Origin of the sequence: Actinacidiphila alni, from assembly GCF_900112845.1 — a bacterium.
Lineage (GTDB): Bacteria > Actinomycetota > Actinomycetes > Streptomycetales > Streptomycetaceae > Actinacidiphila > Actinacidiphila alni.
Window position 1 is genome coordinate 283585 of record NZ_FONG01000003.1, and the last position, 15490, is coordinate 299074.

General features: G+C 71.1%; 16 protein-coding genes and 1 riboswitch. Of the genes, 7 read left to right on the plus strand and 9 right to left on the minus strand.

Going from position 1 to position 15490, the window contains the following annotated elements:
• The first annotated feature begins 48 nt into the window (after positions 1-48).
• Positions 49-165, plus strand: a riboswitch (cobalamin riboswitch).
• A 145-nt stretch (positions 166-310) separates the two neighbouring features.
• On the plus strand, positions 311-802 hold the full coding sequence (locus BM076_RS06925; protein ID WP_093712471.1) for a DUF4430 domain-containing protein: 492 nt from the start codon (positions 311-313) through the stop codon (positions 800-802).
• Between the two features lie 43 nt (positions 803-845).
• Positions 846-1763, plus strand: coding sequence for a cobalamin-binding protein (locus BM076_RS06930; protein WP_093712472.1), 918 nt, complete (start codon positions 846-848; stop codon positions 1761-1763).
• Positions 1764-1795: 32 nt separating this feature from the next.
• On the opposite strand, the gene BM076_RS06935 is transcribed toward BM076_RS06930, so the two are convergent.
• The 3 genes from BM076_RS06935 to BM076_RS06945 form a co-directional block, all read right to left on the minus strand.
• Positions 1796-2260: a hypothetical protein gene (locus BM076_RS06935; protein WP_093712473.1), complete on the minus strand. Its 465-nt coding sequence runs from the start codon at positions 2258-2260 to the stop codon at positions 1796-1798.
• A gap of 124 nt (positions 2261-2384) precedes the next feature.
• Positions 2385-3233 (minus strand): helix-turn-helix domain-containing protein, encoded by an 849-nt coding sequence (locus tag BM076_RS06940; protein ID WP_093712474.1) that lies wholly within the window; start codon positions 3231-3233, stop codon positions 2385-2387.
• An 84-nt stretch (positions 3234-3317) separates the two neighbouring features.
• Positions 3318-3560: a hypothetical protein gene (locus tag BM076_RS06945; protein WP_093712475.1), complete on the minus strand. Its 243-nt coding sequence runs from the start codon at positions 3558-3560 to the stop codon at positions 3318-3320.
• A 306-nt stretch (positions 3561-3866) separates the two neighbouring features.
• Between BM076_RS06945 and BM076_RS06950 the strand changes: the two genes are divergently transcribed.
• Positions 3867-4589 carry a G1 family glutamic endopeptidase gene (locus BM076_RS06950; RefSeq protein ID WP_218160050.1) on the plus strand — a complete coding sequence of 241 codons (723 nt, stop codon included), beginning with the start codon at positions 3867-3869 and terminating at the stop codon, positions 4587-4589.
• Between the two features lie 179 nt (positions 4590-4768).
• On the opposite strand, the gene BM076_RS06955 is transcribed toward BM076_RS06950, so the two are convergent.
• The 3 genes from BM076_RS06955 to BM076_RS06965 all read right to left on the minus strand — a co-directional run bounded on the left by BM076_RS06955 (position 4769) and on the right by BM076_RS06965 (position 6710).
• Complete coding sequence (locus BM076_RS06955; RefSeq protein ID WP_265737083.1) at positions 4769-5329, minus strand: response regulator; 561 nt, start codon at positions 5327-5329, stop codon at positions 4769-4771.
• A gap of 12 nt (positions 5330-5341) precedes the next feature.
• Complete coding sequence (locus tag BM076_RS06960) at positions 5342-5722, minus strand: DUF2255 family protein (protein WP_093712478.1); 381 nt, start codon at positions 5720-5722, stop codon at positions 5342-5344.
• A 73-nt stretch (positions 5723-5795) separates the two neighbouring features.
• Positions 5796-6710: an alpha/beta hydrolase gene (locus BM076_RS06965; protein ID WP_093712479.1), complete on the minus strand. Its 915-nt coding sequence runs from the start codon at positions 6708-6710 to the stop codon at positions 5796-5798.
• A gap of 887 nt (positions 6711-7597) precedes the next feature.
• On the opposite strand from BM076_RS06965, the gene BM076_RS06975 reads away from it, so the two are divergent.
• Together BM076_RS06975 and BM076_RS06980 are read left to right on the plus strand one after the other, a co-directional pair.
• On the plus strand, positions 7598-8521 hold the full coding sequence (locus BM076_RS06975; RefSeq protein WP_107416941.1) for a helix-turn-helix domain-containing protein: 924 nt from the start codon (positions 7598-7600) through the stop codon (positions 8519-8521).
• A 126-nt stretch (positions 8522-8647) separates the two neighbouring features.
• Positions 8648-9262, plus strand: coding sequence for a flavin reductase family protein (locus tag BM076_RS06980; protein ID WP_093712480.1), 615 nt, complete (start codon positions 8648-8650; stop codon positions 9260-9262).
• Here the strand turns inward: BM076_RS06980 and BM076_RS06985 are convergent.
• Complete coding sequence (locus tag BM076_RS06985; protein WP_093712681.1) at positions 9216-9983, minus strand: TVP38/TMEM64 family protein; 768 nt, start codon at positions 9981-9983, stop codon at positions 9216-9218. The two genes, BM076_RS06980 and BM076_RS06985, sit on opposite strands and share 47 nt — an antisense overlap.
• A 97-nt stretch (positions 9984-10080) precedes the next feature.
• On the minus strand, positions 10081-11316 hold the full coding sequence (locus tag BM076_RS06990; protein ID WP_093712481.1) for an MFS transporter: 1236 nt from the start codon (positions 11314-11316) through the stop codon (positions 10081-10083).
• 395 nt (positions 11317-11711) lie between these two features.
• Here BM076_RS06990 and tuf point away from each other — a divergent pair, with 395 nt between their 5' ends.
• The gene (gene tuf, locus BM076_RS06995) at positions 11712-12899 is read left to right on the plus strand and encodes an elongation factor Tu (RefSeq protein ID WP_093712482.1); all 1188 of its coding nucleotides are present in this window, start codon (positions 11712-11714) and stop codon (positions 12897-12899) included.
• Between the two features lie 263 nt (positions 12900-13162).
• Entirely contained in the window at positions 13163-14062 is a 900-nt protein-coding gene (locus BM076_RS07000) for a spermidine synthase (protein ID WP_177246358.1), read from the plus strand.
• Here the strand turns inward: BM076_RS07000 and BM076_RS07005 are convergent.
• Positions 14002-15393, minus strand: coding sequence for an MFS transporter (locus BM076_RS07005; protein ID WP_245795844.1), 1392 nt, complete (start codon positions 15391-15393; stop codon positions 14002-14004). The genes BM076_RS07000 and BM076_RS07005 overlap by 61 nt on opposite strands.
• Positions 15394-15490: the final 97 nt, after the last annotated feature.

The window sequence follows — 15490 nt, forward strand, 5'->3', positions numbered from 1 at the left end:
CGCGGCCGTCCCTACGATGCGGGCTGGACAACGGATCTGACGGTCCGACAACTTCATGCGTCGACGGGTGGGGGAAGCCGGTGCGAATCCGGCGCTGACCTGCAGTCGTGAGCGGCACCGCGTGGTGCCGCGAGTCGAAATGCCCACCGGACGACGCGTCACGCTTCCCACTGCCACGGTCTGCAGCGCGGAGCCCGAACCCTCACCGGGTTCACCCGGAACCGCGCGCTGCCCCGTGGGGGCGTGAGGAGGCGGGTGGCCGGGGAGCGCGGGGACCCGGTGCGGACCCCGTCCGAAGGGTCGTATCCCTGTGTTTCGCACCCGTACTCCGCGTATCGCCTTCGGCGTCGCCGCACTCGGCCTGGCCGCCGTCGGCGCGACCGCCGCTCCGGCCGCCGCCGAGCCCAGCGCCGCGAGCGCGGCGCCCGCGCTGGTCCAGTTGAGCGTCGTCGACGCCACGCACACGGTGTTCAAGGGCCTCGTCCTGACCAACGGCCACACCGTCACCACCGCATCCGGCGGCACCCACGTCTGCGACGGCACCAACGGCGGCGCGAACCCCAGCCGCGTCCCCACCCCGACGGCGGCCCTGGACACCGCCGCCCGGCTGACCCACTCCAGCTGGGACGGCCCCTGGTACGACTCGTTCAGCGACTACAACGTCACCACCATCGCCGGGGAGACCGCAGGCCCCGGCACGTACTGGAACATCTCCGTCAACGGCGTCTCGATCCCGGTGGGCGGCTGCCAGTTCCGCATCAGGACAGGGGACAAGGTCGCGTTCACCATCACGCCGTTCTAGAGCGCTCTGCCCAGGCTGTCGGGCGGCGGCTTACGGTGACGGTATGCGCATCGTCTCGCTGCTGCCCGCGGCCACCGACATCGTCGTCGAACTCGGTCTCGGCGACCGCCTCGTCGGACGCACCCACGAGTGCGACTGGCCGCCGGAGGTCGTGGCGCCGGTGCCGGTGGTGACGCGCGCGGAGTTCGACGCCGACGCGCTGAGCAGCCGGGAGATCTCCGAAGCGGTGGGCGGCGCCGCGCACCGCGGCTCCTCCCTCTACACCCTGGACGCCGAGGCGCTCGCCGACCTGGCGCCCGACGTCATCCTGACCCAGGACCTGTGCCGGGTCTGCGCAGTCTCCTACCGCTCGGTCGCCGACACCGTACGCGTCCAGGACGGCCCCGGGCCGACCGTACTCAGCCTGGAGCCGCACACCCTGCCCGATGTCCTGGCCTGTCTGCGCGAGGTGGGCGACGTCCTCGGTGTCCCCGAGACCGCCGCCGGCCGTGTGACCGAACTGGAGCAGCGCCTCGCGGCCGTACGGGACCGGGTCCGGGGCGTGCTCCGGCCGCGCGTGGCCGCGGTGGAATGGCTGGACCCGCTGTGGCCGGCCGGGCACTGGGTGCCCGAGCAGATCCGCTGCGCGGGCGGCGAACCCCTGCTCGCCGCCCCCGGCGAGCACACCACACCGATGACGTGGCCCGACCTGCGCGACGCCGATCCCGACGTCGTCCTCCTGCTGCCCTGCGGCTTCCCGCCCGACCGCACGGTGAAGGAGGCCGGCCTGCTGACCGCCCTCCCCGGCTGGCCCGAGCTGACCGCGGTCACCATGGGGGAGGTGTGGGTCCTCGACGGCCCCGCCTACTTCAACCGGCCCGGCCCGCGCGTCGTCCGGGGGGTCGAAGTCCTCGCCCACGTCCTGCACGGCGCCGGCGTCGGGGAGCCCGTCCACCACGGCGAGGCGCACCGCCTGTCGTAGCCGGGGAGTCGCGGTGCTGTCGTCGCCCTGACTTACCCGCGGCTTTCGAACATCTCCCAGACGATCCGGGCAGCCGACGATTCAGGGGTGAGGGTGATGTGCCCGTCGGCTTGGAATGTGTAGAGGATGACGCTGTCTTCGCAAGGAGACGGTTGGTGGAGCGGGGGCGTCAGGGGTGGGGGCGTCACCGTGGCGGTGACGCCCCCTGGTCCTGTGCAGCCGTAGGCGAGCCGGCGCGGTGCGGTGGCCCCCGGCCGTAATTGGATGGAGACAGGACGGCCTGGTGCTCCGACGCCGTGGGCGAGGAGCTTGGCGACCCGTGCGGTGCGCAGCAGGCGTTGGTGAAAGTCGTCCCGGATGGTGGTGTCGTTCGCAGGGGCGGGCCGCGGGCGGTGGGAGGTCCTGGACTCCACGAGGTCGGGGTTGTGCTTGGCGGTGAGCATGCCGGAGTGGGCCAGGGCCAGTCCGCCGAGAAGAGCGAGCGTGCCCAGCGTCAAGGCGGCGCGTATGAGGCATGACCTCTGCGTTTGTGCGGGTTGCGGTAATCGAGGGCTGGGCACTGGTTCCCTTCCATGGAGCGGACAGTGCGAACCCGACGCGGACCAGCCCGTCCGCCGATGGTCACTTGGCGAAGGCGGCCAGCGCGGTGGCGATCAGAGCGATGGCGCGGGCGCCGTACACGGCGTGGCGGTCAAGGGCGGCGAAGGCGTTGGTGTACTGCGTGACCTCGCGGGTTTGCTTCAGAGTGAGGAAGGCGGAGACGAGTTCGACGTGGACCTGGCGGTCGTCGAAGAGCCAGAAGTCCTCGACGGGCCACATGTCGTACCGGCCGGCGTCGCGGGGGATGACCCCGAGGCTGACGGTGGGCAGGACGACGATTTCGAGCAGTCGGCTGAGCTGTTCGACCATGAGGTTGTCGTCGCCGAGCCGGTAGTGCAGGACGGACTCCTCCAGCACGATGGCGAACTGCTTGCCCGGGGTCGACAGAACCTTCTGCTTGTTTATGCGGGTCTGTACGGCTTGGTCGATGTCGTTGGGCACCTCGCGGCGGTCCCTGATCGCCGAGAGGACGGCCCGGGTGTACGCCTCGGTCTGGAGCGGGCCGGGGACCATGCAGTGGGCGTAGGCCTTGAAACGCTGGGTCTGCTCCCACAGCGGGAGGACGGAGTCCTGCGCGCGTTTGAGGCCGGCGCGCTCCATCGTGCGCCACTCGATGTACATGCCGGAGATGCCGCGTGCCATGGCGAGCAGTTCGTCCGTCTGCTCCTCCGCCTCGCACGTCGTGGTCCAGGCGCGGATGTCGGCCGGCGTCGGTGCGGAGCGGCCCAGCTCGATCCGGCTGCATTTGGACTCGTGCCAGCCGCAGCGTTGGGCCAGTTCACGGGCGGTGATCCCGTATTCCTGGCGGAGTGAGCGTAACCGCTTGCCCAGAGTGAGCCTGGCTTCCCTGAGCGTGGAGGAGTCTGACATGCAGACAGTTTGCAGGGTGCGCGCCCGGACCGCGAATCCGGGTGCGCACCTCAACTAGCAGCGAAATACCGCTCCTTGGTCTGGTTAGACCGCCTTCCGGCGTGCGCGAACGTGCACCTCGTCTGCGGTACGAGGGAAGAGGGAGAGGATTCGCTTGGGGAACTCGATGACCGTTTCGTGCTCCGGGACCGTGATGGCGGTCAGCCGGCTCGCGTCCACCACCTTCCATGACTGGAAGAGGAACGTGTCCGTCTCGTCGTCGTAGTACAAGGTCGGACTGTTGTTGTCCGGGCTTTCCGGGTCCCTGAAGAGCTCATGCAGCGACATCTGTACCCTCCCGTTGTGATCTACGAACTCACTCAGGCAAGGTTGCTCGATTACGGAACGCCACCGAAAGGTGCTTGCGGATACTTGCGGCGACTTTGATTGATCATTCCGAAAGGTGCGGCGACTTGCGCGGAGCGGCCTGACCGGCTGTGGATCATGGCGGCAGGCTTGAATTCCGCGCACGCGACCCCTGGGGCATTGACAGGTACATGCCTGTAGATGATTCTGTACTGCCGCCCCACGCCGGCCGATCGGCCGCCCAAGGGCGGCGCTTTGAGCATCCTGATCCCCCATCAAGGAGCCGGCGTGCGCAAATTCCTGACCCGCGTTCCCGTCACCGCTGTAGCGGTGGCCGCCTTCACCGTCCCCGGGATCGTTCTGCCGGTTGGTGCCGCGACAGCGACAGCGGCGTCCTTCCGCCCCGTGCACTACAACATCAACGGTTACAACTGGGGCGGCTACGCCGCTCAGGGCAGCAACTTCACCTCGGTCTCGGCGACATGGACCGAAGCGAACGCGACCTGCAATTCGCGGAACGACCTGTATGCCCCGTGGGTCGGCATCGACGGGTACGGCTCGTCCACCGTCGAGCAGACCGGGGTGGCGACCGACTGCTCCACCGGCAGGCCGGTGCACCAGGCGTGGTACGAGATGTACCCGGCCAACCCCGTCTATCTGAGCACGAGTTCGTATCCGGTCTCGGCCGGCGACCACATCACCGCCTCGGTGACCTATGCCGGAAGCAGCACATACACGCTGAAGCTGAACGACTCCTCACGCGGGTGGACCTACACCACCACGAAAACCCTCTCCTCGCGCCGGGCCAGCGCCGAGGTCATCATCGAGTCGCCGACCGGGGCGTACCCGAACTTCGGCACCCTCAACTTCACCTCGGCCACCGTCAACGGCTCTTCCCTCGGCTCTTTTGGCCCGGTCGCGCTCGACCCGTCGAACGGTGCCTACGAGGCCCGGACCAGCACACTCGGATCAGGCGGCACCAGCTTCAGCGAGACCTACCTGCGTGAATAGCACCGGTCCGCAAACGCCGTTCACCGTCCACCGCCGGCGAAACGCATGAAGCAGGCGACGGGCGACGCCGGGGCCGGGACACGCGTCATGACCACGCACGACGACCGGCCGGCCCCGGTCACCCGGCTCCGTAAACCGGGCGTCAGCAGGGAACACCGCCTCGCCGGCGTGGCGCCGGGCTATTCGCCCTGACGGCGGGTGGGGCTGGTGGCGGTGTGCAGGAAGAACGCGTCGATGTTTTGGACGGCCTTGAGGAAGTCGTCGAGGTTGACCGGCTTGGTGACGTACGCGTTGGCGTGGTGCTGGTAGGCCGCGTCCACGTCCTCCGGGGCGTTGGAGGTGGTCAGGACGACGACCGGTACGACTTTGAGCCGGGGGTCGCTCTTGATGTGGCGGAGGAGCTCGCGGCCGTTCATGCGCGGCATGTTCAGGTCGAGCACGATGATGTCGGGCAGTTCGGCGGTCTCGTCCTGAAGGTGTTCCAGGGCTTCGAGACCGTCGGTCGCCCGGGTGATGCTGCGGGCCAGACCGCCTTGTTCCAGGGCCTCTTCGATCAGCAACGGCAGCCATGCGCCGTGGACGAGCTTGGTGAGGCTGGCCGCCACGAACAGCAGGTCGATGACGAGCAGGACCGTCGCCCCGGTCGCGACCAGCCACATCAGCGTGTTCCATCTCGTCCGCGCGACGTAGAAGACGCGACGTAGAAGAACAGCAGCGTCACGCGCCCCGGACCGCTGCACGCATCCGGGGCTTCACTCCTTGGGGACCACCTCGAGGGTGTTGCGGCGTACGGGCTCGGTCGACATCGTCACCGAGTACTCGCTGTCGGCGTACTTCTCCAGGTAGGAGGCGTCGACGGCCTGGTTGGTCTCCTCGTCGTCGGGGTCGACGGGTACGGAGCGCACGGGCTTGTCGACCCCGCCGGCCGAGATCCGGCCCCGGCCGGTCTTCAGGGCCGGCCCGTACCACTTCCCCTGCGTGCCGTTGTAGGAGCGGATGAAGATCCGGTTCCCGACGGGCACGGACCAGATGTCGACGGTCTTGGGGGTGGTTCCGTCGGGCAGGGTCGCCCCGACGGTGAGGTAGGTCTCGGCGTTGATGCGGTCGAGCTCGTCCGGGGTCCATGCGGTCATGGCCGGTCTTCCTTTCGCGTCTGCGGTCAGGCTGTCCCGCGTGATCGGTGCGGGGCAGCGACGACTGCCTGGGTCAGAGCTTGTCGGCGAAGAACGGGGCCAGCTTGCTGACGGCCTCGGCGACTTCCCTCTCGCCGTCATAGAGCTCCATGTGGTTCGATCCCTCGACGACGTGCAAGGACTTGTCCTTGCTCGCGGCGCGCGCGAACAGGTCATCGCTCATCCACCTCGATCCGGCCTCGCTGCCCGCGATCACGAGCAGCGGCTGCGTGAGGAACGCCTCGGCCTTGTGGAAGGCGTCGTAGGTGATGATCTGGCTCAGGCTGCGCGCGGTCATGAAGCCCGGCGCGTTGGGGTGCTCGCAACGGGGCGTGTGGTAGTACTCCCACGCCTGGCGCAGCTCCTCGTTCGGCGCGTCTTCCTCGCGCATCGGTGCGAGCGGGAAGGGGTTGTCCTTGTCCTGGACATCGGTGGTGCGGGCCTCCGCGCCCATCGCGAGCAGGGGAGCGGCGTCGGCGTCGGCGACGTCGTTCGTCCAGCCGTTGCGGAACATCTGGCCGATGTTGACGAGGCTCACGGTGCCCACGGCCTTGATACGGGGATCGTTGATCGCGGCGTTCGCGGTGTAGCCGGCCCCGGCACAGATGCCCATCGCGCCGATGCGGTCGCTGTCCACGTAGCCGAGCGTGGTCAGGTAGTCGACCACGGCGCTGACGTCCTCGGTGCGGATATGCGGGTTCTCCAGCTGCCGCGGCTCCCCGGTGCTCGCGCCCTGGAAGGAGGCGTCGTAGGCGACGGTCACGAAGCCGTGCTCGGCGAGCTTGCCCGCGTACAGGCCGGCGGCCTGCTCCTTCACGCCGCCGCCCGGGTGGGAGACGACGATCGCCGGGTAGGTCCTCGACGCGTCGAAGCCTTCCGGGAAGTTGATCACCGCGGCGAGGGTGGTGCCGTAGCCGTTGAGGGTCTTGATGCTGATGTTCTCGCTCATGACATTCCTCCGGTTCGCTGTCGAACGGGTTTCCGGGTGGGTGTGGCTCACAGATGGGCGCCGAAGAATTCCGTCGCGGCTTCGATGGCCTGGCGCGTCGGCTCCGGCCGGTCGTAGAGGTCGTAGTGCGAGGTGTCCTCCACCATGAGGAGCCGCTTGTCCTTCGAGGCGGCGCGGCCGTAGATCTCCTGGCCGTCGCGGTACGCGCCGAACCCGGCGCGCCGATCGGGTCGTAGCCGCCGAACGACTCGCGGCTGAGGCGTCCGAAGTTGACGCCGGTGATGCTGGTGACGGCCTTGATCCGGCGGTCGGTCATGGTCGCGTTGACGACGTAGCCGCCACCGCCGCAGACCCCGATCCCACCGATGCGGTCCGCATCGACGTACGGCAAGGTCACGAGATGGTCGACCGCGACGCGGACGTCCTCCACCCGCTGCGCGGGATCCTCGATCAGACGCGGCTGCCCGCCGCTCTCACCCTGGTAACCGGCGTCGAAGGCCAGCACCACATAGTCGGCCTCCGCCAGCGCCTTCGCGTACACAGTGCCGGCGGTCTGATCCTTGCAGCTGCCGATCGGGTGAACGCTCACGATCGCCGGACAGGAGCCGTTCTCGTCGAAGTCCGCGGGCAGGTGGAGGATTCCCGCCAGATCCCAGGCCATCCCCGGGGAACGGAAGCTCACGCGCTCGGTCCGTTCAGTCATGATTCCTCCTGGCTGTCCCGCTCATCGTCGTCCGGGCCGCGGGCCGCGGGTCGGCGCCCGTCGGCTCTCTCGGCATCAACTGTGGTCGCCCTCGATCGAGGGCGGAAGGTTGCGATAGAACCCCCCTCGAAGGGGGGTCTGGCGGAACCTGGCCCGTGGCCCCGATCGCCCATAGCGTGAGGTCATGGCACCGAAGGACGAGCGCGTACGGGACTTCCTGGCCACCCGCCGCGCGAAGATCACCCCCGACATGGCCGGCATCCCGAAGGGCGGCGGAGCACGCCGCGTCCCCGGCCTGCGCCGGGAGGAAGTCGCGATGCTCTCCGGCGTCTCGGTCGACTACTACACCCGGATCGAGAAAGGCGACCTGACAGGGGTCTCCGACGAGGTCCTCGACGCCCTTGCCCGTGCCCTGCAGCTGACCGAGGACGAGAGCGCGTACCTCTACGACCTCGCCCGCACCGCGCGCCGCCCCTCACGGGCGAGGAGACAGCCGAAGGTCGCGGCGGCCGTGCCGCAGCAGGTACAGCTGCTCATCGACGCGATGAGCGCCACCCCCGTCATCGCCCTGAGCAGGAGGCTCGACATCCTCGCGTCGAACGCTCTCGGCCGGGCCCTGTTCGACATGGCCTTCACCAGCCCGACCCGGCGCTCGTCATCCTCCCCTCCGAACCTGGCCTCCGTCGTCTTCCTCGACCCCGCCGCGGCCACGTTCTACGACGACCTCGACGATGCGGCAGCCGCGTGCGTGCGCATCCTCCGGGCCCAGGCCGGCGCGACACCGCACGACAGGCAGCTGATACAGCTCGTCGGCGAGCTGTCCACGAGAAGCACCGACTTCAGATCCCGCTGGGCCGCTCACGATGTCGGCGTCCACCGCGCGGGCAGCAAGACCCTCCACCACCACCAGGTCGGAGAGCTCGTCCTGGGCTTCGAGGAACTGACCCTCGACTCCGCTCCCTCCATCACCTTGTCCGCGTACATTGCCGAGCCCGCCTCGCCGACCGCCGACCGCCGAGCGCCTGCAACTGCTGGCCAGCTGGGCAGCCACGACCGCGGCGGCGCACCCGTGAACCGTGCTGAGCCGCCCGCCGACGCGGAGGGTTGATCGACGAGGTTGAGGGTTACCGCTCGTCCGCGTGCCCGCGGCGGGATCGCGAGGTCGTCCCAGGCCGAAAGCATGCTGCGTGATCCGTCGCCAGGGTCCGCGGCGGCGCCGTGGATACTGAGGGTCATGCGTATGGACTTCGACCCTGATGGGCTTGACCGGAACACTTTCTACCGGCTGCTGACGGCCACCGTGGTGCCGCGGCCGATCGCTTGGGTGTCGACGACGTCGGCGGCCGGCACGGACAATCTGGCGCCGCACAGCTTTTTCACCGTGGCCTGCGTGAGTCCGCCGGTGGTGCAGTTCACGTCGGTGGGGCGGAAGGACTCGGTGCGGAACATCGAGGAGACCGGGCAGTTCGTGGTGAGCCTGGCGCCGGAGCACCTGTTCGAGCAGATCAACGCGACGGCGACCGATTTCCCGCGCGGGACGAGCGAATTCGACGCGGTGGGGATCGCGCGGGAGCCGAGCCTGCGGGTGAAGCCGCCGCGGGTGGCGGCGTCGCCGGTCGCGCTGGAGTGCGAGCTGCACAGCATGGTGCGGCTGGGGGACTCGACGGTGGTGTTCGGGCGGGTCGTGCACGCGGCCGTGTCCGAGGCGGTGCTGGTCGACGGGCACCCGGACATCCGCAAGCTGCGCCCGCTGACGCGGCTCGGCAAGGACGAGTGGGGCACGCTCGGCGACGTGCTGGAGATCAAGCGGATTCCGCTGGCGGAGTGGCCTGGCGGTCCGGCGATGTGACCTCGGCCTCGGAAGGGGCGTCGGCCGCCCGGGCGGTACGCGTACGGCGGGCCACCATCGCCGCCGCCACCCCCGTCACCCCCAGGAAACCGAGGGCGCCGAGGAAGACCGGCGAGGTCGGGGAGGCGGCGCGGCTGCCGGCCACGACGTAGGCCGCGGTGTTGGCCGCGCTGCCCGCGGCGGTCGCGGTGAGGAAGGGCAGCAGCCGGATCCGGGAGATCGCCGCCGCGTAATTCGCGGCGGCGAACGGCACCCCGGGGAAGAGCCGCAGCGCCAGGGTGCTGCGGAAGCCGTGCCGGCTGAGCTGCCGGTCCAGCGAGAGCACGATCCGGCCGCGCAGGAACGGCCGCAGCGCGTCCCGCCCGAGCAGCCGGCCCAGCAGGAAGGCGAGTCCGGCGCCCAGCACCGTCCCGGCGATCGCGGCGGGCAGCCCGGCGTGGATGCCGTAGAGCGCTCCGGCGGCGGCGTTGAGCAGCGGGCGCGGAACGAAGGCGACGGTGCACAGACCGTACGCGAGCGCGAACAGCACGACGGCGGTGGTGCCCGACGTACGCGGCAGACCGTGGATCAGCCAGTGCTGCGGCTGCCACGCCAGCACCACCCCGGCCGCGCCCGCGAGCAGGACGACCAGCAGCGCGAACCGCGCCCACGGCGACAGCAGCAGCCGCGAGCACCGTACGGCGGCGGCGTACGGAAGCGGGAGACGGGGAACGCGCGGCATGCGGTCGAGCACGCAGGGAGCCTAACCGAGGCGCGCCCCCGACGGCCCCCTGCCGTACGCCGGGAGACCGTCGGAACAGCGCGTCGTACGGCAGGTCTCAGGCGTTCTCCGCCGCCGCCAACTCGTCGCCGCCCTCCGCCTTCCGGCACACCGGGCCGCCCGCCGTCACGACCGGCGAGACGGTGTGCGGCGCGCCCCGGTCCATGATCCCCGCGGTCACCGCGATGCCGAGGCCGGCGACGGCCAGCACCGCGCCGACCAGCGCGGGGGAGGTCCAGCCCCAGCCCGCGGAGATCGCGACGCCGCCGAGCCAGGCGCCGCCGGCGTTGGCGAGGTTGAAGGCGGAGTGGTTGGACGCGGAGGCCAGCGTCGGCGCGTGCCGGGCCTTGTTCATCACCAGCATCTGGAGCGGTGTGGTGGTCATGAAGCCAACGGCGCCGAGCACGACGACCGCGATCGGCGCGGCGGTCTTCGACCCGGCGGCGAAGTGGAAGCCGACCAGGACGACGGCGAGGGCGCCCAGCGAGCCGTACAGGGTGGGCCGCAGCGCCCGGTCGGTGAGCGGTCCCGCGGCGAGCGCGCCCAGCGTCATGCCGATGCCGAACAGGGCGAGCAGCAGGGTGACCGAGGAGTCCGCGAAACCGGTGACCTCGGTCATCATCGAGGCGAGATAGCTGTAGACGGCGAAGACGCCCGCGAAGCCGAACACCGCGGTGAGCAGCCCGAGGAGCACCTGCGGCTCGCGCAGGGCGCGGAATTCCTGGCCGACACCGGCCTGTTCGTCGGTCGGCAGCCGGGGGATCAGCAGCGCGAGCGCGCCCAGCGCCAGCAGCCCGACCACCGAGACCACCAGGAAGGTCGCGCGCCAGCCGAGGTGCTGGCCGAGCGCGGTCGCGGCCGGTACGCCGACGATGTTGGCGATGGTCAGGCCGAGGAACATCGCGGCGACCGCGCGCGCCCTGCGGTCCTCGCTGACCAGCCGGGCCGCGACGACCGCGCCGACACCGAAGAAGGCGCCGTGCGGCAGGCCGGCCACGAAACGGCCGACGAGCAGCGTCGCGTAACCGGGGGCCACCGCGCTCGCGGCGTTGCCGAGGGTGAACAGCGCCATGAGCAGCAGGAGCATCCGCTTGCGCGGCACCCGGGAACCGAGCGCGGTGAGCAGGGGCGCGCCGAGGACGACACCGAGGGCGTAGGCGGAGACGAGATAGCCCGCGGTGGGCACCGACGTGCCCAGGTCGTCCGCGACATTGGGCAGCAGGCCCATCATCACGAACTCGGTCGTACCGATGCCGAAGGCGCTCACCGCCAGAGCGAGTATGGCCAGGGGCATGGAGCAGCATCCTTCGTCAAAGTTCCGTCGCGGAACAAATTCTCGCACGCCGTTGCTTCGCATACATCACCGCCGGGTGAAGTCGCGTCGACCATCGCGTCACACGCTCCCGGGGGCGACGCAGACGCCAGGGAAAACCCTTCGACGTAAGACCCGACAACCAAGGATGATCACCCCATGTTCCGGTTCACCTGCTCCGCCGACGCCACCGCAGCAGCGGTCGCGGCGAAGAAGGCTGCCCGGAACGCACGGGACACCTTCTTCGACGGCGCACGACGCTGACCCTCCCCGGACAGACGGACAGATCTCCGGCGGACCCCGCAGGGGGAGGGTCGGTCCGGTCCACGGGGTCCGGCCACCTGTCGGAATCGTCAGAGGAAGCGAACGGCGAAGTCATGTCCAAGCAGGCGTACGTACGCACCAAGCCGCATCTCAACATCGGCACCATGGGTCATGTCGACCACGGCAAGACCACGCTCACCGCGGCCATCACCAAGGTCCTGGCCGACCGCGGCACCGGCACCTTCGTGCCGTTCGACCGGATCGACCGGGCGCCGGAGGAGGCGGCCCGCGGCATCACCATCACCATCGCGCACGTCGAGTACGAGACCGCGACCCGGCACTACGCGCACGTCGACATGCCCGGCCACGCCGACTACGTGAAGAACATGATCACGGGCGCGGCCCAGCTCGACGGCGCGATCCTGGTGGTATCGGCGCTCGACGGCGTGATGCCGCAGACCGCCGAGCACGTGCTGCTCGCCCGGCAGGTGGGCGTCCGGCACATCGTCGTCGCGCTCAACAAGGCGGACGCCGGTGACCCGGAGCTGACCGACCTGGTGGAGCTGGAGGTCCGTGAGCTGCTCACGGCGCACGGCTACGACGGCGACACCGTCCCCGTCGTGCGCGTCTCCGGGCTGCGGGCGCTGGAGGGCGACCCGCGGTGGACCGCCGCGATCGGTGAGCTGCTCGACGCGGTCGACAGCCATGTGCCGGTGCCGGTCCGGTACACGCAGGCGCCGTTCCTGCTCTCGGTGGAGAACGTCCTCACCATCACCGGGCGCGGGACCGTCGTCACGGGCGCGGTCGAGCGCGGCACGGTGAAGCCGGGGGACCGGATCGCGGTGTACGGCGAGCGGCAGGGCGACACGCCGCTGCTGAGCGTGGTGACCGGTCTTGAGACCTTCGGCAAGCCGATGGAGTCCGCGCAGGCGGGCGACAACGTGGCGCTGCTGCTGCGCGGAGTGCAGCGCGACCAGGTGCGGCGCGGCGACATCGTCGCGGCGCCGGACAGCGTGGTCACCCACCGGCGCTTCACGGCGCGGGTCTACATGGTGCCCGCGGCCGAGGGCGGCCGGCACACGCCGGTCTCCACCGGCTACCGGCCGCAGTTCTACATCCGCACCGCGGACGTGGTCGGCGACGTGGACTTCGGTGGCCCCGGCGGCATGGCGCTGCCCGGGGACACCGCCGACATCACCGTCGAGCTGGGCCGCCCGCTGCCGCTGGAGCCCGGCCTCGGCTTCGCGATCCGCGAGGGCGGGCGCACGGTCGGCGCGGGCACGGTCTCCGCGCTGGGCTGAGCGTGCTCGGGCGCAGCCACCGCGCCACGGGCCCGGCCCCGTCGGACCCCGGTGAATCCGGGGACCGGCGGGGCCGGGACGCGTCACCGGTGCCGCGGGGCGCTGCTCCGGGTACGGCCGGGGCCGTGCGCCTTACGCGTACGGCCGCGTCCGGCTCCCGGCACGACCGGGCCGGGACGCGTCACCCGCGGCTCGCGGATCCGCCGATCCGGTGTACGTGAGCGGCGGCCCGCGGGGCTCCCCGCCCGGGGGAGAATGTCCTCGTGAACGACGCCCCCGACACCGCGCCGGATTCCGCCGCCCCGACCCCCGGTGAGGCGGTCCCCGTCGTCCGCTCCGTCGACTTCGGCGAGGCGCGGCTGCTGCCCGACGTCGACCGGCCGCGCGCCTGGCTGCTGACCGTGGACGGAGCGCCGCAGTCCTACGTGGACCTCGACGATCCCGGGCACCTGGAATTCGAGTACGTACGGCGGATCGGCCACGTCCTGGAGGCCGGCTTCCCGGTGCGGGAGCCGGTGGCGGCCGTGCACCTCGGGGGCGGCGCGATGACGCTGCCGCGCTGGCTGGAACGGTCGCGGCCCGGATCACGGCAGCAGGTCGTGGAGGCCGACCGGGGCCTGGCCGCGCTGGTCGCGGAACACCTGCCGCTGCCGCCGCACGCGCCGGTGACGGTGCACACCCAGGACGCGCGCGCGTGGCTGGCCGGGGCGGAACGGGGGAGCGCGGACGTCATCGTCGCGGACGTCTTCGGCGGCTCCCGGGTGCCCGCGCACCTCACCTCGGTGGAATTCGTCCGCGAGGCGCACCGCGTCCTGCGTCCCGGCGGCCGTTATACCGCCAATGTCGCGGACGCGGCGCCCTTCGCCTTCCTGCGCTCCCAACTGGCCACCCTGCGCCAGGTGTTCCCCGCGTCCGCCGGGATCTGCCTGCTCGCCGAGCCGGGCGTGCTGCGCGGCCGGCGCTTCGGCAACGCCGTCCTGGTCGCGAGCGACGAGCCGCTGCCGGTGGACGCGCTGGCCCGGCTGTGCGCGGCCGACGCCTTTCCCGCGCGTGTCGTGCACGATGCGGACCTCGACCGGCTCGTCGGCCGCGCCGGCCCCGTCTACGACCGGTCGGCCGCGCCGTCCCCGACCCCGCCGGACGGCGCCTTCACCGTCGGCTGAGCCGGATCGGCCACCAGCGCCGCCGCGATCAGCGCCGCCTCGGCGTCCCGTCCGCCGGCGGACCCCGCCGCCCCGCCCGTACTCGGGCCCGTCCCCGCGGTCGCCCCGGCCACCGCCCCGCCGTCGTGCCGTTCGAGGCGCCGTACGTCCGGGATCGTCAGGACGGCGCCGGTCAGCACCACGACCAGCGCGGAGCAGCCCCACAGCGCTTGGGTGCGGCCGAAGAGTTCGGCGGCGGGGCCCGCGAGCGCCATCGCGATCGGGGTCATCGCGACCGAGCCGAACCAGTCGTACGCCGACACCCGCGACATCTTGTCCTCGGCGATCTCCTGGTGCAGCGCGAGCATCCAGCCGACCGCGAACACCTCGATGGCCACGCCGGTGACGAACATCGCGAGCGACAGCGCCCACACGGGCGCGACCAGGGCGAGCGCCGCGCAGGGCAGGGCCAGCGGGAAGACACCGAGCGTGCCGACCAGCAGCATTCGGCGCGGTTTCCACCGCATCATCAGCAGGCCGCCGCCGACCGTACCGATGCCGAAGGCCGCCAGTGCCAGACCCCAGGGCCCCGCGCCGCCCAGCTTCTCGCGGGCGACCAGCGGCCCGTAGACCGCTTCGGCGGCGCCGACCGCCGCGTTGACCACAGCGAACTGCACGACGATGCCCCACAGCCAGGAGCGGGAGGCGAATTCCCGCCAGCCCTCGCGCAGGTCGCCGATCATGCTCGACGACGTGGTGGGCCGCGCGCCGTCGGCGACGTCGAGGCGGGAGCGCATGGCGGCGGCGACGGCGAAGCCCGCCGCGTCGACCGCCAGCACCCAGCCGGGGCCGATCGCGGCGACGAGCGCGCCGCCGACCGCCGCGCCGCCGATGGTCGCGCCGTTCATCGACAGCCGGAAGACGGAGAAAGCCTTGCCCGCATGCGCAGTCTCGACGGTGGAGAGCACCATGCCCTCGGAGGCGGGGGAGAAGAACGCGTGCGCGCTGCCGCCCACCGCCGTGAGCGCCGCCATCTGCCACAGCGCGGGATGCCCGGCGAGCACGAGCAGCGCGAAGGCCGCCTGCGAGACCGCGTTGACCGTGTTGGCCGTCACCATGACCCGCTGGCGCGGGATGCGGTCGGCGACGGTGCCGCCGATGAGCAGGAAGACCACCATGGCCAGGGTCCGCGCGGCGGCCACGAGACCGACGCCGGTGGCGCTGCCGCCGGACTCGATGACCGCGTACGCGGCGGCGATCAGCGCCCCGGAATTGCCGAGGTTGGTGATGAACGAGGCCCCGACCAGCAGCCGGAAATTCCGTCCGGCCCAGGACGGCAGGCGCCCCCGCAGGCCGGACGGTCGGGCGTCGTCGAAGGCGGCGCCGCTGCGGGCCTGGTCGTCGGGGGTCACCCCGGGACTATGCCCGCAGTGCGTGCGTCACGCAAAC